The organism is Streptomyces sp. NPDC041940, from assembly GCF_055589465.1.
On record NZ_JBVJBP010000017.1, the window covers coordinates 104,637 to 123,315 of the forward strand.

13 protein-coding genes and 1 pseudogene are annotated in these 18,679 nt (G+C 72.4%); 8 read left to right on the forward strand and 6 right to left on the reverse strand.

Annotated elements, in window-relative coordinates:
• Window positions 1–9: 9 nt before the first annotated feature.
• Window positions 10–846 carry a class II glutamine amidotransferase gene (locus ACZ6I3_RS26590; protein WP_469417954.1) on the reverse strand — a complete coding sequence of 279 codons (837 nt, stop codon included), beginning with the start codon at window positions 844–846 and terminating at the stop codon, window positions 10–12.
• A gap of 239 nt (window positions 847–1,085) precedes the next feature.
• Between ACZ6I3_RS26590 and ACZ6I3_RS26595 the strand changes: the two genes are divergently transcribed.
• The 3 genes from ACZ6I3_RS26595 to ACZ6I3_RS26605 all read left to right on the forward strand — a co-directional run bounded on the left by ACZ6I3_RS26595 (window position 1,086) and on the right by ACZ6I3_RS26605 (window position 4,601).
• Window positions 1,086–3,761: a winged helix-turn-helix domain-containing protein gene (locus ACZ6I3_RS26595; protein ID WP_469417956.1), complete on the forward strand. Its 2,676-nt coding sequence runs from the start codon at window positions 1,086–1,088 to the stop codon at window positions 3,759–3,761.
• A complete protein-coding gene (locus ACZ6I3_RS26600) occupies window positions 3,758–4,288 on the forward strand; it encodes a hypothetical protein (RefSeq protein ID WP_469417957.1) in 531 nt (176 codons plus the stop codon). The genes ACZ6I3_RS26595 and ACZ6I3_RS26600 overlap by 4 nt, the downstream gene beginning before the upstream one ends.
• A gap of 115 nt (window positions 4,289–4,403) precedes the next feature.
• Window positions 4,404–4,601, forward strand: a complete 198-nt coding sequence (locus ACZ6I3_RS26605) for a hypothetical protein (RefSeq protein WP_184588589.1) — start codon at window positions 4,404–4,406, stop codon at window positions 4,599–4,601.
• 52 nt (window positions 4,602–4,653) lie between these two features.
• Here ACZ6I3_RS26605 and ACZ6I3_RS26610 read toward each other — a convergent pair whose 3' ends face one another.
• A complete protein-coding gene (locus ACZ6I3_RS26610; protein ID WP_469417959.1) occupies window positions 4,654–6,060 on the reverse strand; it encodes a DUF2252 domain-containing protein in 1,407 nt (468 codons plus the stop codon).
• Between the two features lie 3 nt (window positions 6,061–6,063).
• Window positions 6,064–6,675 (reverse strand): potassium channel family protein, encoded by a 612-nt coding sequence (locus tag ACZ6I3_RS26615; protein ID WP_469417960.1) that lies wholly within the window; start codon window positions 6,673–6,675, stop codon window positions 6,064–6,066.
• Between the two features lie 139 nt (window positions 6,676–6,814).
• Between ACZ6I3_RS26615 and ACZ6I3_RS26620 the strand changes: the two are divergent.
• The 3 genes and pseudogenes from ACZ6I3_RS26620 to ACZ6I3_RS26630 all read left to right on the forward strand — a co-directional run.
• A pseudogene (locus ACZ6I3_RS26620) lies at window positions 6,815–6,976 on the forward strand (HdeD family acid-resistance protein); the annotation flags it as partial.
• 80 nt (window positions 6,977–7,056) lie between these two features.
• Complete coding sequence (locus ACZ6I3_RS26625; RefSeq protein WP_469417961.1) at window positions 7,057–7,497, forward strand: SHOCT domain-containing protein; 441 nt, start codon at window positions 7,057–7,059, stop codon at window positions 7,495–7,497.
• 25 nt (window positions 7,498–7,522) lie between these two features.
• On the forward strand, window positions 7,523–7,972 hold the full coding sequence (locus tag ACZ6I3_RS26630; RefSeq protein ID WP_469417962.1) for a DUF7144 family membrane protein: 450 nt from the start codon (window positions 7,523–7,525) through the stop codon (window positions 7,970–7,972).
• A gap of 442 nt (window positions 7,973–8,414) precedes the next feature.
• Here ACZ6I3_RS26630 and ACZ6I3_RS26635 read toward each other — a convergent pair whose 3' ends face one another.
• A complete protein-coding gene (locus ACZ6I3_RS26635) occupies window positions 8,415–10,079 on the reverse strand; it encodes an ABC-F family ATP-binding cassette domain-containing protein (RefSeq protein WP_469417963.1) in 1,665 nt (554 codons plus the stop codon).
• A 258-nt stretch (window positions 10,080–10,337) separates the two neighbouring features.
• Window positions 10,338–12,383 carry a SpoIIE family protein phosphatase gene (locus ACZ6I3_RS26640; protein WP_469417965.1) on the reverse strand — a complete coding sequence of 682 codons (2,046 nt, stop codon included), beginning with the start codon at window positions 12,381–12,383 and terminating at the stop codon, window positions 10,338–10,340.
• Between the two features lie 387 nt (window positions 12,384–12,770).
• On the opposite strand from ACZ6I3_RS26640, the gene ACZ6I3_RS26645 reads away from it, so the two are divergent.
• Window positions 12,771–16,667, forward strand: a complete 3,897-nt coding sequence (locus ACZ6I3_RS26645; RefSeq protein WP_469417967.1) for a glycoside hydrolase family 2 TIM barrel-domain containing protein — start codon at window positions 12,771–12,773, stop codon at window positions 16,665–16,667.
• 35 nt (window positions 16,668–16,702) lie between these two features.
• On the opposite strand, the gene ACZ6I3_RS26650 is transcribed toward ACZ6I3_RS26645, so the two are convergent.
• On the reverse strand, window positions 16,703–17,065 hold the full coding sequence (locus ACZ6I3_RS26650; RefSeq protein ID WP_189726259.1) for an ArsR/SmtB family transcription factor: 363 nt from the start codon (window positions 17,063–17,065) through the stop codon (window positions 16,703–16,705).
• A gap of 131 nt (window positions 17,066–17,196) precedes the next feature.
• Between ACZ6I3_RS26650 and ACZ6I3_RS26655 the strand changes: the two genes are divergently transcribed.
• Window positions 17,197–18,666, forward strand: a complete 1,470-nt coding sequence (locus tag ACZ6I3_RS26655) for an AlkA N-terminal domain-containing protein (protein WP_469417969.1) — start codon at window positions 17,197–17,199, stop codon at window positions 18,664–18,666.
• Window positions 18,667–18,679: the final 13 nt, after the last annotated feature.

Below are 18,679 nucleotides of genomic sequence, written 5' to 3' on the forward strand. Positions count from 1 at the left end.
TTCGCGCACTCAGACCGGCTCGGGTTCGAAGTCCCGCAGCAGTTGGTCCCGGCCAGGCTGGATGACGCCGTAGCTGCTCTCCGGTACGGCGTTCCAGGCACCGGGCAGATCGCCCAGCGGCTCCGACACGACCAGCCGCGTCTCCTCGGAGACGTGCCTCAGGAACGCGAGGTCGGGGTGGAGGGCACGCACGTCGTCCACCCGGCTGCTGTAGTACAGCGACCGCGAGTCCCCGCCGCTGGAGTACCGGAAGAACCACACTCGTTCGCCGTCGGTCACCGCGATCGTCATCTGCAGCGGCTGCGGCACCCCGTGCTCGTGCCCCAAGCGCTCGACGAGCCCCGCCATCCGGGCCACCGCGCCCGGCGGGTCGCCGTCGAGCCCGAAGGTCAGGGCCACGTGGAACATCACCTCGGAGTCCGTCGTGCCCTCCAGCGCCGGGAACAGCGCCGGGTCCACGGCCAGCATGAGGTCCCGGCGCAGGTCGTGGAACCCGGAGATCGCCCCGTTGTGCATCCACAGCCAGCGTCCGTGGCGGAAGGGATGGCAGTTGGTCTGCTGCACGGTCGTCCCGGTGGAGGCGCGCACATGGGCGAAGAACAGCGACGAGCGGACGTGGTCGGCGATCTCCCGCAGATTGCGGTTGCTCCAGGCCGGACCGGTGTCGCGGATGACGGCGGGCGTGCGCAGATGCCACGCGTACCAGCCGATCCCGAAGCCGTCCCCGTTGGTGGTCTCGACACCCATCCGCGCGTGCAGGCTCTGGTCGATCAGCGAGTGCTGCGGCCGGTAGAGGACGTCGTCGAGCAGCACTGGGGTGCCCGAGTAGGCGAGCCAGCGGCACATGGTCGATACCCCCGTTCCGAGCCGTCCGGGCCGTCCCGCACGGCTGCGTAGGTGGTGCGCGTGGACCTCAGCGAAACCCGGCCGCCCCGTGGGCGCATCCCCCGCCGCGGGTGGTCGCGCGGCGGCCGCCGAGGCCGGTCACGGCCGGGCCGTGGGCGTGCGCAGGGGGGTGAAGCTTGAGATCCTGGGGGGTACGAGCGCTGCTTGTGATCCGTCGGACGGCGAACAAGGTGGGCTCCATGGCCGTGACCGAGGAGACCGGTGCGGAACCAGCGTCCGAGGGGGTCGACCCCACGGGCGATCCGCTGCTGCGCACCCGGTTCGCCCTGCCGAAGCGGCCTGACACGTTCCTGCGCCGCGCCCGCCTGGTCCGCCATCTCGACCAGGCCCTCGGGACACCGCTGACGCTGGTCAACGGGGCGGCGGGCGCCGGCAAGACCCTCCTGGTCGCCGACTGGGCCGCCGGCCTGACGGAACCGGTCGCCTGGCTCACGACCGACACCGTCGACCAGGCTCCCGGGATCTTCTGGGCGTATCTGCTGGAGGCACTGCGTGCCGCGGGCGTACCGGTGACCGGCGACGTCGGCTGCCCGGCGGAGGCGGCCCACGTGGACCGGCGGACCCTGACCTGCCTGGCCGCCGACCTGGAGCGCCGGGACCACACCACCGTCGTCGTACTCGACGAGTTCGACCGGGTGACCTCCCCCGAGATCGCGGAGCAGTTGCAGTTCGTCCTGCACCACGCCGGACGAGGCATGCGCCTGGTCCTGGTCTCCCGCACGGAACCCCTGCTGCCGCTGCACCGCTACCGGGCGTCGGGCGAGCTCACGGAGATCCGGAACGCCGAGCTGGCCTTCACCTCCGAGGAGGCCCATGAACTGCTGTCGCGGCACGGACTGCACCTGCGGGCCGGCGCCGTAGAGGCCCTGGTGGAACGCACCCAGGGCTGGGCCGCGGGGCTCCGGCTGTGCGCCCTGGCCGCCCGGCAGGGCACCGACCCCCACGCCTATCTGAAGCAGTTCGAGGCCGACCACAGCACGGTCGCCGACTTCCTGCTGGCGGAGGTGCTCGACCGGCAGACACCCGGCACCCAGGACCTGCTGCTGCGCATCAGTGTCCTGGACCGCTGCTGCCCCGACCTGGTGAACGCGCTGACGCTGCGCACCGACGCGGAGCCGATCCTGGCCGCGCTGCAGCGCGAGAACGCGTTCGTCCACTACCTCGGGCACTCCTGGTACACCCTGCACCCGCTGTTCGCGGAGATCCTCCGCGCCCACCTGAGGGAGCGCTTCCCCGGCCTGGAGCCGGAGCTGCGCAGCCGGGCCGCGCAGTGGCTGCGGCGTTCCGGAGCCCTGCCCGACGCGCTCGTCCAGGGTGCCGCCGCGGACGACTGGGAGTTCACCGCCCGCGCCGTGGTCGACGATCTCGCCATCGGGCAGCTCTTCACCGGGCTGCGCTCCGAGGAGCTGTCCGCCCTGTTCGCACGGATGAGCCCGGAGGCCACGGGACCGGCTCCCGACCTCGTACGCGCCGCCCGCGAGCTGGGCCGGCGCGATCTCGACCACGGCCTGGCCCATCTGCGCCGGGCCGAGCGGGAACTGGGCCGGGACGGAGCCGCTGCCGCCCCGGTGCGGCTCGGCTGTGCCCTCCTGGAAGCCCTGGCGGCCCGGCTGACCGGCTCTCCCGACAGAGCGGAGCGCGCCGCAGAGCAGGCGAGGCTCCTCCGGCGGGAGGTCCCCGGGCAGCTCCTGGACGAGCACCCGGAACTCACCGCCCTCCTCCTCACCCACCTGGGCTCCGCCCGCCTGTGGGCCGGGCGCTTCGACGACGCCCGCACCGCCCTGTCGGCGGTAGCCGGAACTCCCGACGGAGCGGCTACGGCACTGCCCCGCTGGGAAGCCCTCGGCCACCTGGCACTGATCGACTACCTCAACGGCTGGCTCGGCCCGGCCGAGCACAAGGCCCTCGCGGCGGCGGGCCAGGCGGAGCGGTACAGCCTCCCGCAGCGCTCCCGGTCCGGCATCGGCCCGCTGGTCCTGGCCGCTGTCCTCATCGACCGCGACGAACTCGACGAGGCGCAGGCACTCCTCGACGAAGCGGCCGTCTCCCACCCGCTCGTCGACGACCCGGTGGTGCGGGCCGGCCGGACGCTCACCCGAGGGCGGCTGTTCCTGGCCCGGGGGGACGCCCGGGCCGCGCTGGCGGCAGCGGCGGACGCGACCGTCCCGGCGGCCGTGAGCTCACCCTGGGTGGAGGACCACGCCGCCCTGCTCGCGTCCGCCGCCCATCTGGCCGAGGGGAATGCCGAGCAGGCCCGGCAGGCCATGGAAGAAGTGGCGCACCATCGGAGGGCGTGTGCCGTCGAGGCGGCCCGCGTCCGGCTCGCGGCGGGCCACCCCGAAGGCGCGCTCGACCTGCTGGACAGCGCCCCGGAGAACGACCGGCCCGGCCCCGCGGTGACCGTCCGCGCCACGCTGGTACGCGCCCGGGCCGCCCTCGACACCGGGGACCCCACCACCGCCCGTCGCCTGGTCGCCCGGGCACTCCTGGACGGCCGGCGCGAGCGGCTGCGCCGCCCGTTCCTGGAAGCCGGCCCCTGGATCCGGCCGCTGCTGAGCACCGGCCGGCCCCGGGAACTGGCCGCCGGCTGGCTCCTGCCGGGCGCCGGCCGCTACCGCGCCCCCGGGCTCGCCCCACCCGACGAAGCCGCGGACCTCGCCGTCGAGGAGCTGAGCGCCCGCGAGCGCGACGTGCTGCGGCGCGTGGCCGAGATGATGTCGACGGAGGAGATCGCCGCGGACCTCCACGTGTCCGTGAACACGGTGAAGACCCACCTCAAGAGCATCTACCGCAAGCTCGCGGTCACCCGCCGCGGCGACGCCGTCCGCCGGGCGCGCGAACGGCGGCTCCTGTGAGCGGGTCCCCGACGACGTCCCCTGGCGCCGCACCGCGGGCACACGGTGCCGAGCGGCGCTCCCGCGCCGACTACACCGGCGGTGTCTACGGCTCCATGCTCGCCGCCTCCGTGGTGATCGGCGTCGGAACCCTGAGTGCGCTGCCCCGGGTGGAACTCGTGGCGCTGTTGCTGCTGACCGGTGCGGTGTTCTGGCTCGCGCACGTGCACGCGCAGCTGTTCGGGGCGCGGCTGGCGCAGGGGGCCGTGGGCCGCCGGGCCGTGCTGCAGGTGTGCCGCGAGGAGTGGCCGATCCTGGAGGCCGCCGTCCCGCCCGCCGCAGCCGTGGCGATCAGCCCGCTGCTGCCCCTGGACATGCCCGGCACCCTGTGGCTGGCGCTCTCCGTGGCGGTGGCCGGGCAGGTCGGCTGGTCGCTGGCCGCCGCGGCCCGGGCCGGCGCCTCGGGCAAGCAGATGGCCGTCTCCGCCTCGGTGAACCTGCTGCTCGGTCTGCTGATCATCATCCTCAAGATCGTCCTGAAGGAGTGAGGTGTGCCGCAGGTTCACCTGCGCCGGGTGAGGGCGGACGGCGCGCCGGGGCGGACCATCGCAAGGGAAGGGCGTGTACGGCCCGCCCCACGCCGCCCCCGCGGGAGAGCAGCTCATGCGCTACGAGATCCGTGTCGACGGACACATGTCGGAGACGCTGGCCAGGGTCTTCCCGGAGCTGGATCACGTGGTGATGTCCGGTCAGACGGTCCTGTTCGGCTCCGTCATCGACGAGGCCCACCTGTACGGACTGCTGACCCGCTTCCAGTCCCTGGGTCTCAGGGTCGTGGAGATGCGCCAGCTGCCGGAGTGAGCGGGGTTGCCGGAGTGAGCGGGAGGCCAGGGGGCAAGCGGGGGCCAGGGGGTCACAGCACCGTCGTGGAGATCCTGCCGGAGCGGGCGGCCGCGCCCAGCGCCGCGAAGTCGCGCTCGTTCTGATCGGCGTACGACTGGGCGAACGCGGCGAGCGCGCGGTCGAACCGGTCGCTGCCGCCCAGGTACGCCGCGATGGCGACCGCGTCGCCCGAGCGGGCGTGGGCCCGTGCCAGGCTCGCCCCGCACAGCCGCCCGAACAGGCGGAGCATGGCCGGGTCCATGGTGTCCGCCCGCGCGATGCCCTTCCAGTCCCGCAGCTGGCGTACGTAGAAGTCCCGCTCGTGTCCGTCGAGGCCCACGGCGTGCGTCCAGCCCAGGAGGATGTCACTGGTCGTCTGGATCAGCCGCTGCCCCGCCACCACGCGGCGGCCCTGGTTGTCGTAGCTGTCCCCGCCGGTCTGCGCGGCGAGCACCGAATGCTGTGCCTCCTTGGCCTGGAGCAGCAGGGGATCGTCGTTGTCCCGGCCGAGCAGCAGCACGATCCAGCAGCGGGTGCCGACACTGCCGACCCCCACCACCTTGCGGGCGATGTCCACCATGCGGTAGCGGCGCAACAGGTGCCGGCGCTCGGACGACAGACTGCCCGCGTAGCCTTCCAGGACGGTGAGCAGCTCCTTCTCCTGGTCGGGCGAGGAGTCGGAGACCAGATCCCGCAGCGGGGTGATCAGCGGTGGGTCCGGCGTGATCCGCCGCCCCTCCGCCGTGGGCCCGGTGAGCTTCGCGAAGGCCTGGAGGCCGGTGCGGGTGCGGGCCTTCGCCGTGGCCTCGGCGGTGCGCCGTCTGGCCTCCTTGGTCATCGACGCGGCCATCAGCTCCCGCATGTGGTCGGCGTCGTCCTGCGCGTACCAGATGTCCAGCGTGCGCATGCCGGCGAACTCCCGCATCCGCCGCCGGTAGGCGCGTACGCACGTCTCCACCGCGGCGTTCTGCTCCGCGGTGTCGAAGCCGTTGGCCCGGCCCGCGATGGCGAAGCTGGCCGCCAGCCGCTTGACGTCCCACTCGAAGGGACCGGCCAGGGTCTCGTCGAAGTCGTTGATGTCGAAGACCAGATGGCGCTCCGGCGAGGCCAGCAGCCGGAAGTTGAGCAGATGGGCGTCTCCGCACAGCTGCACCCACAGCCCGGTGTCCGCGGCGGCGCCGAGATCCGCGGCCATGATCGCCGCGGCGCCCCGGTAGAAGCGGAAGGGGGACTCGAGCATGCGGCCGTAGCGGACCGGCACCAACTCCTGTACCCGGGTGGCCGACTGGCGCTCCACCACCTCGACCGGGTCGGGCCGCTCAGGCCCCGGCTCGAACCGGCTGTGGGACGAACGCGGCACCCGGCGCCGCGCGGCCCGGCCCGACTCCGCCCGCTCGGCCGGGGACAGGAACGTCATGAGTGGGCTCGTTACGGTCATGGCTCAGCCCTCCGGCCGTGAGGAGAAGTCCTCCGGCTGCTCGTCGCCCCGCCTGCGCAGCCCGGCCTGGACCGCGCCGGCGAGGATCCGTGCCGCCACGCCCACCAGGAGCAGACCGCCCATCATCTGGAGCATCGTCAGCACCCGTCCTGTCTGGGAACGGGCCACGATGTCGCCGTATCCGACGGTGGTGAACGTGGTGAGTGTGAAGTACAGGGAGTCCGTCTTGGTCAGCGGCTCGCTGAAGGAACCCGGGGTGGCGTGCTCCAGCAGGAAGTAGGTGCTCGCGAAGAGCAGGAGGAACAGGACGAGTGTGGCGGCCAGGGCCTCGACGGCCTTCAGCCGGGGGAAGGGCGAGTGGGTGATGGCCCGTACCTCCCACCAGAAGACCAGGACGACCAGCAGCAGGCCACAGGCGAGCAGCGCCGAGGTGTGGTTCGTACTGTGCCCGTCCAGCGGCAGCACGTAGTAGACGGTGATGAGGCCGGTCGCGATGAGCGCCGCGCGTGCCAGGACGGCGCCCCTCGCGCGCCGCCTCCGGCCCGCTTGCTGCGGGTGCCGCTCCGGCACCTGCCGAGGGGCGGGCTCGGTCCGGGCGGCCGCTGGATCGTTCATCTCATGTCTCTCGATCCTGTCGGGTGCGCTCTCCACCTCACCGCCACGGCGCCGGGTGCGGATCACCCGCCGCGGGTGACCCGGCGGGCGGCGGGACACGGGAGGCCGGCCGCGTCGGCGCTGGATCGCGGACGATTTCGTGGAGACCTTCGTGGTGCCGGCCCTGCCGGCGGAGTCGGCCCGTGCGCTGACCCGGCTGCTCGGTCTGCGGCTCGTGCTGCTCGGGCCGGCCGAGGCGGGGCTCGCCTTCGCCAGGCGGGCGGCGCTCCGCGGGACCGGCACGCTCACCCGTCCCGGGTGAGGCAGCCCCGTCCCGGACATGGGCACGCTGAGAACGGCACGGAACGGCTGCCGGGCGTGTGCCCGGGACGGAGGAGTGACATGAGTGCGCAGACCTACCTGGCGTACGACTTTCCGTTGTTGAGCGCCTTCTGGGCGATGCTGTGGTTCTTCCTGTGGATCATGTGGTTCGTGCTGCTCTTCCGGGTCGTCTTCGACATCTTCCGTGACGACGAACTGAGCGGTTGGGCCAAGACCGGCTGGCTGGTGTTCTGCATCGTCCTGCCGTTCCTCGGTGTGTTCGTCTACGTCATCGCGCGCGGCAAGAACATGGGCCGCCGGGAGGTGTCCCAGGCCCGCGCTCAGCAGGAGGCCTTCGACAGCTACATACGGGAGACCGCCAAGGGCGGCGAGGGACGGGGGAGCAGCGTCGACGAACTCGCCAGGCTGTCCGAGATCCGCGCCCGCGGCGACATCACGGACGACGAGTTCCGCAGGGCGAAGGAGCTGGTCCTGAGCGGCTCCGGTCCGTCGGAACCCTAGCCCCCGACAGAAACGAGGCAGCAGGATGACCGCCACACACCCTACGCACACGCGCTCGACGGCGAAACGTGAATGGGCCGTCGGTCTGATGGTCTTCGCGGCCGTCATGCTCATGATCGGTGGGATCCTGGGCGTCATGCGCGGTATCGCGGCGATCGCCGAGGACGAGGTGTTCCTCTCCACCCCCAACTACGTCTTCGCGTTCGACCTCACGAGCTGGGGCTGGATCCACCTGGTCCTGGGAGCGGTCGCCGTGCTCGTCAGCATGGGGCTGTTCCAGGGGTCGACGTGGGCACGCGTCGCCGGCGTGGGCATCGCCGGACTCATCATCGTCGCCAACTTCCTCTCCCTGCCGTCCTACCCGGTCTGGTCGGTCGTGATGATCGCCATCTCCGGGTTCATCATCTGGGCCCTGTGCACGGTGAAGAAGGACGACGCCTGGGAGCCGTTCGAACAGACCCCGAGCAATTCGTGAGCCCCCTCTCGGCACCCCGGGCAGCGGGCTGAGCCCCCGCCCGGTCGCCGCCCTCGCACTCCGGGCGGGTTTTCGGGCCCGCCCGGATACGTGGGCTTGTGCGCTGCGGTTTGGTGCTCCGGCTGGTGGATGGGCTCGGGCTGGCGGACCTGCTCGGGTTTGCCGGCCGCGTCGGGCTGCTTGGGCGGGTGGATCGGCCCGGGTGGGCCGACGCACCGGCCTGGGCGGACGGGTTGGCGGTTCGGGTGGGTGGTCGCGCCTGTGCGGGTGCGTCGGCTCGTGCCGTGCGGCTTGACGCTCCCGGCCCGAGCGGCCCCGCGTGGGCAGGCGGAGCCGCTCGGGCGTGCCGGCCGGGCCACGCCCGCGCCTGCTCGGGCAGGCGGAGCCGCGCTGCGCCGCGCCCGCCGGGGCCACACGCACCGCGCCCGCGCGACGCCGTGCGTCAGCGGGTCGTCGTACCCACCCCCGTCCCCGCCGGCCGCCGCTGCGAGAGCGCGAGGTGCGGCCAGGTCGCGATGTCGCGTCGCAGTTGGCGGTCGTGGGTGGCAACGACGACGGCCGCCTCGGTGGAGTGCAGCGCTTCGGTGAGTTCGTCGACCAGGGCGATGGACAGATGGTTGGTGGGCTCGTCCAGGAGCAGGACGTGGGGGCGGGACGCGAGGGCCAGGGCCAGGTCGAGGCGTCGCTGCTGACCCATCGACAGTTCGGCCACCGGCTTGTCGGTGTCGCGTGAGGTGAGCAGGCCCAGCGAGCCGAGCCCCACCACCTCTCCCTCCTTCAGCACGCCCGCCGTGACGAGCCCGGCGGTGTGCGCCTCGTAGAGGTCACGGGCCCGCCGGTGCGTCGCCCGCGGCGACTCCTGCCCGAGCAGCCGCAGCCGCACCCTGCGCGCCCGGTGCACCCGGCCCGAGCCGGGGGCCAGCCGCCCGGCCAGGACGGACAGGAGCGTCGACTTGCCCGCCCCGTTCGGGCCGGTGACGGCCAGCCGGTCGCCGGACGTCACCGACAGGCTCGTCGAGTGGTGCAGCCGCCCGCCGACCGTCACCTCCTCCACCCGCAGCAGGACGACACCCGGCCGCGCGGGCAGCTCGGGCAGCGAGAAACGCTGGGGCGGCACCGGCGCGGTCACCTCGTGCCGGTCCAGTTCGTCCTGGCGCCGGTGGACGGAACGCACCAGCGCACCGGCCCGGGTCGCGCGCTGATGCTTGCCGGTGCCCTTGTCCGGGCGCCAGCCGGTGCTCAGCCGGTTCTGCGCCTCGGACAGGGCCTGCCTCAGACGGACGTGCTCGGTCCGCTGCTGCTCGTACTCCTCCTCCCACCGGACCAGTTCGGCCTCCCGCCCCTCGCGATAGCCCGCGTAGCCGCCGCCGTACACGCCCGGCCGGCCGTCGCGGGTGGGGTCGAGATCGAGGATCGTGGTGGCCACGTCCGCGAGGAGCGCCCGGTCGTGACTGACCACTACGACGCCTCCGGCATGGGTGCGCAGCCGGGCGGTGAGGTACTCGAGTCCCGCCAGGTCCAGGTGGTTGGTGGGCTCGTCCAGGAGCAGGAAGTCGTACTCGGCACCCAGCAGACAGGCCAGACGGATCCGGTAGCGCTGGCCGACGGACAGCGTGGCCAGCGCACGCGCCCGGTCGCTCACCGCACCGAGTCCGTCCAGGGCGACGTCCACCCGCCGGTCGGCGTCCCAGGCGTCCAGCGCCTGCGCCACCTCCAGGGCATCGGCGTAGGCCCCTTCGGCACCGGGGCGTTCCGCCGCGAGCCCGTCCGCCGCGGCGTCCAGCTCCCGCAGGGCCGCGCGGGCGTCGGCCAGCTGGGAGTCGATGAAGTCGCCGACCGTGCGCTCGTCCTCGGCCGGCATCTCCTGCTCGGCCAGGGCGAGGGTGCCCACGCGGCGCACGGTCCCCTCGTCCGGGGCCAGGAGGCCGGCCAGGACGTGCAGCAGGGTCGACTTGCCGCGGCCGTTCTCGCCGACGACGCCCCAGCGTGACCTGGGGGAGACCTTCATGTCGACGTCGTGCAGCACGGTACGGCCGCCGCGGTCGACGCGGATCGCGGCGCAGGTCAGCTGGGCCCGGTCGCGGGCAGGCAAAGCAAGGGTGGTCACGTTCTCTTCCTCCGTGAGGAGGCACACTTCACCCCCGGCAAAGGGCGGGGATGCGAGCGGGCCATCGGATCCGACGGACGGCCGGGCCCAGAACAGGGCGGGCCGTGGGCGACGTCGCGGCTCTCAGCGCCCCGTGCGAGGGCGGAGCCGGTGGCCCGGATCAGAGGTAGAGAACGTAACTCACACAAACATGCTAACAGTTGCCCCCGCGAGAACTCAGCCCCGAGAGCTCAGCCCCGAGAGCTCGGCCGCGAACGCTCAGACGCGCGTGCGCACCAGCAGCAGCGCCACGTCGTCGTCGGGCTCCGGGCTCAGCGCGCTGAGCAGGCTGTCGCTGGTCCGCTGCAGGTTGGGGCCCGCGTTCCCCAGGAGGTGGGTCAGCGTGCTGAGCCCGGTGTCGATCGGCTCCCCGCGTTTCTCGACCAGCCCGTCCGTGTACAGGGCGAGCAGCGAGCCCGGGGGAAGCTCCACCTCCACGGTGCCGAACTCCACGCCCCCCACCCCGAGCGGTACACCGCCCGGCACGTCTACGAGCTTCGCGCTGCCGTCCGCCCCGGCGAGGACGGGCGGCAGATGCCCCGCGCTGGACAGGGCGCAGGTGCCGCGCCGCAGGTCGCACACGGCGTACACGCACGTGGCGATCGCGTCGCCGAGCGAGCCGGCGATGTCGTCGAGGTGCCGCAGCAGCTCGGCGGGCGGCAGGTCCAGCCGGGCCAGCGCCCGCGTCGCCGTGCTCAGCTGCCCCATGATCGCCGCGGCCTGGACGCCCTTGCCCATGACGTCCCCCACGACGAGCGCGGTGCGCCCCGGGCCCAGCGGCAGTACGTCGTACCAGTCGCCGCCGACCTCGCTGAGGGCCGGACGGTAGCGGGCGGCGATGTCGAGCCCCTCCTGCTCGGCGGGCGCGGCGGGGAGCAGGCTGCGCTGGAGCGTGAGGGCGGTGCCGCGCTCGCGTCCGTAGAGGCGGGCGTTGTCGATGCAGATGGCGGCACGCGCCGCGAGTTCCGAGGCGAGCACCCGGTCCCGGTCGTCGAAGGGGCGTTCGTCGACCGTGCGGTACAGGGTGAGCGTGCCGAGCACCTTGCCCCGGGCCATCAGCGGCACCGCCAGATAGGAATGCGCGCCGGCCTCGTGCAGGGTCTGGGCGGCCCGCGCGTCCCGGGCGATGCGCCGCATCATCTTCGGGTCCACGCGCTCGACCAGGACGGGACGGGCATTGCGGACGCACTGCGTGATGATCCGTGACGAACCGTAGGTGGCGAGCTCGCCGACCGGGTCGGCGGCGTGGATGGCGTCGGTGGGGTAGCCGGCCGCGACGGCCAGCGCCCTGAACTCGGCGGGCGCGCCGCCCGACACCGGCGCGATGGTGCCGTGGGCCACGACGGACTCCAGCACGTCCACGGCGGCCAGGTCCGCGAGGTGCGACACCACCACGTCGGCCAGTTCCCGGGCGGTCTGCTGGAGGTCCAGCGTGGTGCCGATCCGCACCCCGGCGTCGGCGATCACCGACAGATGCTGGCGGGCCTGGGCGACCTCGGCCGCGGCCTGCTGGCGCTCGGTGACGTCCAGAACGGCCATCGCGAGGCCCAGTACCCGCCCGTCGGTGTCCTCGATGCGGTGGTACGACTCCGAGTACGCGCGGTCCTGGACGTCCGCCGCCGTACGGCCGACGGTCTGCTGGTCGAGCAGGGGTCTGCCGGTCTCCAGGACGTGCCGCATCCGGCCCTCGATGGCCGCCACGTCCAGGTCGGGCAGCACCTCGCCGACCCGGCGCCCCAGCACGGCCTCCTCGGGCACGCCGTTGATCCGCTCCAGCGCGGGATTGACCCCGACCCAGCGCAGGTCGTTGTCGAAGACGGCGATGCCGAGCGGGGTCTGGTTGACGAGGCTGTGCGAGAGGGCGAGGTCCCGCTCCACGATCCGTACGGTCGTCGCGTCCGTGGCGAGGCCCAGCAGATGGGGCTGCCCTTCGGGGTCTAGGAGACGCATCGTGCGGAACTCCACCGCGCGGTCCGTGCCGTCCTTGTGCCGCAGCGGGAAGACACCGGCCCAGCGGGCCCCCGAGCTGACCTGGGCGAACAGCTCCCTGCCCCGGGTCCGGTTCTCGGGCGCGACCAGGAGTGTGTCGGCGCGCCGGCGCAGGGCCTCCGCCGGGGTGTAGCCGAGCAGTTGCTCGATCTCGGGGCTCCACAGGGCGATGTGCCCGCCCGCGTCCAGGACCACGGCCGCGACCTTCAGCAGGTCCAGAAGTCCGCCGGGCGCGGCCGTGACGGAGTCGCGATCCGAGGTCGCATACCCGTTCATGCGAGCCGCTCCTTCCGGCGCGGCAAAAGGTCCGGCCAAGATCCGTTGCACAGGTTGTCCGATGAGGTCACAGTACGTTCGGTGAAGCGACACTGTCGCGCCGAAATGGCAAAAAATCGCGGGCGAGCCGGTCGCGGCTTCCGCAGGGGACGGCCTGCACCGCTCGCCTCCCTCGGAGGCTGAACCATCAGGACCGCACAAAGTCCGACGGGGTCATTGATTCGATTGTGTGCGAGTCCTAGGGTGTGCCTGCTCAGCAGTTGCTCCGTCACCGTCAGTTGACACGCATCCCAACAGAAACACCCATCAAGGATGTGCAGTTGAGGATCGCGTCTGACGCGCCCTCAGTCCGTGCAGCACCCTGTCGAACCGAGGAAGGCCACGGTCATGCCGCACCCGCACCCGCTCCCGTCTCCCGCCGACCGTCCCGTAGTCAGCCGCCGCCGTCTGCTCGAAGGGGGCGCCGCCGTGCTCGGCGCGCTCGCCCTCTCGGCGTCGCCCACCGCCTCGTACGCGGCCGGCCGGCGCCCGGCGGCGGACGGTCCTCCGGAGTGGAACGACGGACTGGCCGTGTACCGGGTGGGCACCGAGCCACCGCACACCACGCTCATGCCGTACGCGGACCTCGGGCAGGCACTGGACGCCGACCGCACGCGCTCGCCGTACCGGCAGAGCCTCGACGGCAAGTGGAAGTTCGCCTACGCCGACCGGCCCGACGACCGGGACACCGACTTCTACCGCACCGACGTCGACGACTCCCGCTGGGACACCATCCCCGTGCCCTCGGCCTGGCAGCTGCACGGCTACGACTTCCCGATCTACGTCAACATCACCTACCCCTGGTGGGGCCCCAACGGCGGCGGCGAGAACGCCCAGCCACCGGCCGCCCCGACCCGCTACAACCCCGTCGGCCAGTACCGCCGTACGTTCACCGTCCCGGAGAACTGGTCCGGCCGGCGCACCTTCCTGCACTTCGAGGGCGTCAAGTCCGCCCACTACGTGTGGATCAACGGCGAGCTGGCCGGCTACCACGAGGACTCCTACACCTCCGCCGAGTACGACATCACCCGCCACCTCAAGCCGGGCACCAACCAGATCGCCGTCGAGGTGTACCGCTACTCCGACGCCGAGTGGCTGGAGGACCAGGACATGATCCGGCTGAGCGGCATCTTCCGCTCGGTCCACCTGTACTCCACGCCCTCCGTGCACCTGCGCGACTTCAAGCTGGACACCCCGCTCGGCGACGACCACACCTCCGCCGACCTCAAGGTCACCGCGCACGTCCGCGACTACGGCGGCGAGGGCGCGGGCCGCTACACCGTCGAGACCCAGCTCTACGACGCGCGCGGCCACGCCGTCTGGTCCCGGCCGCTCCAGCAGTCCGTCGACGTCCCGGCCGGCGCCGAGGCCACCGCCGAGGCGTCCAGAGCCGTCCCCTCGCCGAAACTCTGGTCGGCCGAGCACCCGGACCTCTACACCGCGGTGCTGCGACTGCGCGACCCGGCAGGCAAGGTGGTCGAGACCCTCTCGCACCGGGTCGGCTTCCGCGAGTTCGCGCTCAAGGACGGCCTGATGCGCATCAACGGCAAACCGGTGTCCTTCCGCGGCACCAACCGGCACGAGATGCACCCCGTCACCGGCTCGGCGCTCACCAGGGCCCAGATGATCGAGGACATCGAGATCATCAAGCGCCTCAACATCAACAGCGTCCGCACCTCGCACTACCCCAACAGCCCGCTGTGGCTGGAGCTCGCCGACGAGTACGGCCTGTACCTCGTGGACGAGACCAACCTGGAGACCCACGGCATCCGCGACAAGTTCCCCGGCAGCGGCCACCCCGAGTGGACCGAGGCGTGCGTGGTCCGCGCCCAGAACATGGTCCACCGCGACAAGAACCACGCCTCGGTGGTCATCTGGTCCCTCGGCAACGAGGCGGGCGGCGGCACCACCTTCAACGCCATGTACGACTGGATCCGCGGCTACGACCCCACCCGCGTCATCCAGTACGAGGGCGACGACCGGCCGGGCATCAGCGACATCCGCTCCGAGATGTACGACAGCCCGCAGCGCGTCGAGGCCCGCGCCAAGGACACGAACGACAAACGGCCGTACGTGATGATCGAGTACTCCCACGGCATGGGGAACTCCAACGGCAACTTCAAGAAGTACTGGGACATCGTCCGCCGCCACGACGTCCTCCAGGGCGGCTGGATCTGGGACTTCGTCGACCAGGCCCTGCGCTGGCCCACCCCCACCCGCAAGCTGCTGACCGAGTCAGGCCCGGGCGCGCTGCGCGGCGAGATCATCGCGCCCGCCGGCACCTTCGACCGCGCCAAGGGCGTCTCCGGCGGCACCGTCTTCCCCCGCGACGCCCGCCTCGACCTCACCGGCTCCCTCACGCTGGAGGCCTGGATCACCCCGCACGTGACCGGCTACCACCAGCCCATCATCGCCAAGGGCGACACCCAGTACGCCCTCAAGCAGTCAGACAGGACGCTGGAGTTCTTCATCCACGGCGGCGGCCAGTGGGTCACCGCGAGCTGGGCGCTGCCCGACGACTGGACGGGCAGGGAGCACCACATCGCCGGTGTCTTCGACGCGGACGCGGGGACGCTCACCCTGTACGTCGACGGCCAGGTCCGCGGTACCCGGACCACCACCCGGCGCCCCAGCGACAACACGGCGTCCCTGGCGCTCGCCACCGACGTCGACAACCCGACCCGGGAGTTCAGCGGCACCATCCGGCGCGCTCGCGTGTACGCCCGCCCGCTGAGCGCCGCGGAGCTGGCCTCGGACAGCCGGAAGCCCGGCGACGAGGGCGTGCGGTTCTGGTTCGACGCCGCCACCGCCGGACTCACCGAGAAGCGCCCGCGCGACAAGACCTTCTACGCCTACGGCGGCGACTGGGGCGACAACCCCAACGACGGAGCCTTCGCCGGTGACGGCATCATCACCGCCGACCGCGGTCTCACGGGCAAGTCCGCCGAGGTCAAGCAGATCTACCAGGCCATCAACGCCGCCCCGGCCTCGGGCGGCCCCGGCGCCGTCAAGCTCACCAACGAGTACCTCTTCACCAACCTCCGTGAGTTCGACGGCCGTTGGTCCCTCGTCGCCGACGGCGAGGTCGTCCAGCGGGGCCGGCTGACCCGCGAACAGCTCGATGTCGGACCGCTGACCAGCAAGGACATCAAGCTGCCGGTACGGCTGCCGGCGAAGCCCGAGCCGGGCACGGAGTACTTCCTCCAGCTCTCCTTCACCACCAGGGAACGCACCAAGTGGGCCAAGGCCGGCTTCGAGGTGGCCAAGCAGCAACTGGCCCTCCACGCGGGCAGCCCGGTCGTGAAACCGGCCCCGCTCGGCAGTGTGCCCACCCTGCGCCACACGGACGGGGACAAGACCCTCTCGGTCAAGGGCAAGAACTTCTCGGTCACGTTCGACAAGAGCACCGGCACCATCACGTCGTACGAGGCGGCCGGCACGTCTCTGATCACCTCCGGCCCCGTCCCGAACTTCTGGCGGGCGCCCACCGACAACGACCGGGGCAACGGCCACCACACCCGCAACCAGGTGTGGCGCGACGCCGGGTCGCAGCGGAAGGTGACGGACGTACGGGTGCGGCCCCTGGGCGACCGGGCCGTCGAGGTCACGGTCAGCGGCACGCTGCCCACCGGCACGGAGTCCACGTACTCCACCACGTACACGGTCTTCGGCAACGGCGAGATCAAGGTCGACAACACCCTGCGTCCGGGCGCCTCGAACCTGCCGTACATCCCCGAGGTCGGCACCCTGCTGTTCCTGCCGCGCCGGCTGGACCGGCTGCACTACTACGGCCGCGGCCCCGAGGAGAACATGTGGGACCGCAACAACAGCACCGACGTGGGCCTGTACTCCGGCACCGTCTCCGGGCAGTGGACGTCCTATCTGCGCCCGCAGGAGAACGGCAACAAGACCGACGTCCGCTGGGCGGCGCTGACGGACGGCGGCGGACGGGGACTGCTCGTCTCCGCCGAGCCGCTGCTCGAGGTCAACGCCTCGCGCTTCACCCCGGAGGACCTGTCGGTCGGCGCCCGCCACGACTACCAGCTCACCCCGCGGGACGCGGTGGTCCTGCGGATCAACCACCGCCAGATGGGCGTGGGCGGCGACAACAGCTGGGGCGCGCACACGCACGACGAGTTCAAGCTGCTCGCGAACCGCGACTACGCGTTCACCTACCGGCTGCGTCCGCTGGCGCGGGTGAGCGAGGCGATGGAGGCCTCACGCCGGCCCACGGCGGCTGAATAGCCGCACGGAACGAACGGTGGGACAGCGGCGCCGCCTCAGTCGGCGGTGTCGCTGATCCCCAGCCGCAGATGCTCCACGTGGTACACGGCCTGGTCGAGCAGCTCGGCGACATGGTGATCGTGCAGCGCGTACACGACCGACCGGCCCTGTCGCTCGCCCACCACCAGACCCAGATTGCGCAGCAGCCGCAGCTGGTGCGAGCAGGCCGACTGCTCCATGCCCACCTCCGCCGCCAACTCCGTGGCGGGCAGCGGGCCTTCCCGCAGGCGCGCGAGGATCAGCAGACGGGAGGGCGTGGACAGGGCCTGGAGCGTGGTGGCCACCTTCGCGACGTTGTCCGCGTCCAGACGTACGCGCTCGCCGGCGTCCTGCGCGGTGGTGACGGCTCCATGACCCATGACGTCATCGTACCGGGCACACACGAACACATGAATGAATCTTCATCTGTCCCGGTCGGGCCAGGTCGATGTCGGATTCTCGCCAGACCCGCCCGCGCGTGGTGACCGATGCTGGACGTATGCAGATGGGGATGCACACCGACACCGAGCGCTGCGTACGCGCCGTCCGGTCCAAGGACGCGCGCTTCGACGGCTGGTTCTTCACGGCCGTCCTGACCACCCGCATCTACTGCCGTCCCAGCTGCCCGGTCGTGCCGCCCAAGCCGGAGAACATGGTCTTCCACCCGAGCGCCGCGGCCTGCCAGCAGGCCGGGTTCCGGGCCTGCAAGCGCTGCCGGCCCGACACCAGCCCCGGCTCCCCGGAGTGGAACCAGCGCGCCGACCTGGTGGCCCGCGCCATGCGGCTGATCGCCGACGGCGTCGTGGACCGCGAGGGCGTGCCGGGCCTCGCCGGCCGGCTCGGCTACAGCACCCGGCAGGTCGAACGGCAGCTGCTCGCCGAACTGGGCGCGGGCCCTCTCGCGCTCGCCCGCGCCCAGCGCGCCCAGACGGCCCGGCTGCTCATCGAGACGACGACCCTGCCGATGGCGCAGCTCGCCTTCGCCGCCGGCTTCGCCTCGATCCGCACCTTCAACGACACCGTCCGCGAGGTCTTCGCCCTGTCCCCGAGCGAGCTGCGCACCCGGGCCCCGAAGCGCCAGGGCACGAGCACACCCGGCGCGCTCGCCCTGCGACTGCCGTTCCGGACCCCGCTCAACCCCGACAACCTCTTCGGCCACCTCGCCGCGACGGCCGTACCCGGGGTGGAGGAGTGGCGCGACGGCTCCTACCGCCGCACGCTGCGCCTCCCGTACGGCCACGGCATCGTCGCCCTCACCCCCACCCCCGACCACATCGCCTGCCGCCTCACCCTCAGCGACCCGCGCGATCTGACCGTCGCCATCAGCCGCTGCCGCCGCCTGCTCGACCTGGACGCCGACCCGGTCGCGATCGACGACCAGCTGCGCACCGACCCGGTCCTCGCGCCGCTGGTCGACAAGGCACCCGGCCGGCGTGTCCCGCGCACGGTGGACGAGGCCGAGTTCGCCGTCCGGGCCGTGCTCGGCCAGCAGGTCTCCACCGCCGCCGCCCGCACCCACGCGGCCCGCCTGGTCACCGCGCACGGCGAACCGGTCGACGACCCCGAGGGCGGCCTCACCCACCTCTTCCCGGCCCCCGAGGCCCTCGCGGCACTGGACCCCGAGTCGCTGGCGATGCCGCGCAGCCGCCGCACCACCTTCACCACCCTGGTCCGGCAACTCGCCGAAGGCGAACTCCACCTGGGAGTGGAGAGCGACTGGCCGCGCAGCCGCGCCCAGCTCCTCGCCCTGCCCGGCTTCGGCCCCTGGACGGCCGACGTCATCGCCATGCGCGCCCTCGGCGACCCGGACGCCTTCCTCCCCACCGACCTCGGCATCCGCCGCGCCGCCCGGGAACTCGGCCTGCCGTCCACGCCCGCGGCGCTCACCGCACGCGCGGCCGCCTGGCGCCCCTGGCGGGCCTACGCCGTCCAGTACCTCTGGGCGACGGACAGCCACCCGATCAACTTCCTCCCGGTATAAGGACCACAAGGAC

What these genes read in the sequence shown, in the direction of transcription:
- ACZ6I3_RS26640 (WP_469417965.1), bottom strand. Translation starts at nt 12,383, where the DNA reads ATGAACGGGTATGCGACCTCGGATCGCGACTCCGTCACGGCCGCGCCC.
- ACZ6I3_RS26610 (WP_469417959.1), bottom strand. Translation starts at nt 6,060, where the DNA reads ATGACCGTAACGAGCCCACTCATGACGTTCCTGTCCCCGGCCGAGCGG.
- ACZ6I3_RS26645 (WP_469417967.1), top strand. Translation starts at nt 12,771, where the DNA reads ATGCCGCACCCGCACCCGCTCCCGTCTCCCGCCGACCGTCCCGTAGTC.
- ACZ6I3_RS26615 (WP_469417960.1), bottom strand. Translation starts at nt 6,675, where the DNA reads ATGAACGATCCAGCGGCCGCCCGGACCGAGCCCGCCCCTCGGCAGGTG.
- ACZ6I3_RS26590 (WP_469417954.1), bottom strand. Translation starts at nt 846, where the DNA reads ATGTGCCGCTGGCTCGCCTACTCGGGCACCCCAGTGCTGCTCGACGAC.
- ACZ6I3_RS26595 (WP_469417956.1), top strand. Translation starts at nt 1,086, where the DNA reads ATGGCCGTGACCGAGGAGACCGGTGCGGAACCAGCGTCCGAGGGGGTC.
- ACZ6I3_RS26605 (WP_184588589.1), top strand. Translation starts at nt 4,404, where the DNA reads ATGCGCTACGAGATCCGTGTCGACGGACACATGTCGGAGACGCTGGCC.
- ACZ6I3_RS26650 (WP_189726259.1), bottom strand. Translation starts at nt 17,065, where the DNA reads ATGGGTCATGGAGCCGTCACCACCGCGCAGGACGCCGGCGAGCGCGTA.
- ACZ6I3_RS26630 (WP_469417962.1), top strand. Translation starts at nt 7,523, where the DNA reads ATGACCGCCACACACCCTACGCACACGCGCTCGACGGCGAAACGTGAA.
- ACZ6I3_RS26625 (WP_469417961.1), top strand. Translation starts at nt 7,057, where the DNA reads ATGAGTGCGCAGACCTACCTGGCGTACGACTTTCCGTTGTTGAGCGCC.
- ACZ6I3_RS26655 (WP_469417969.1), top strand. Translation starts at nt 17,197, where the DNA reads ATGCACACCGACACCGAGCGCTGCGTACGCGCCGTCCGGTCCAAGGAC.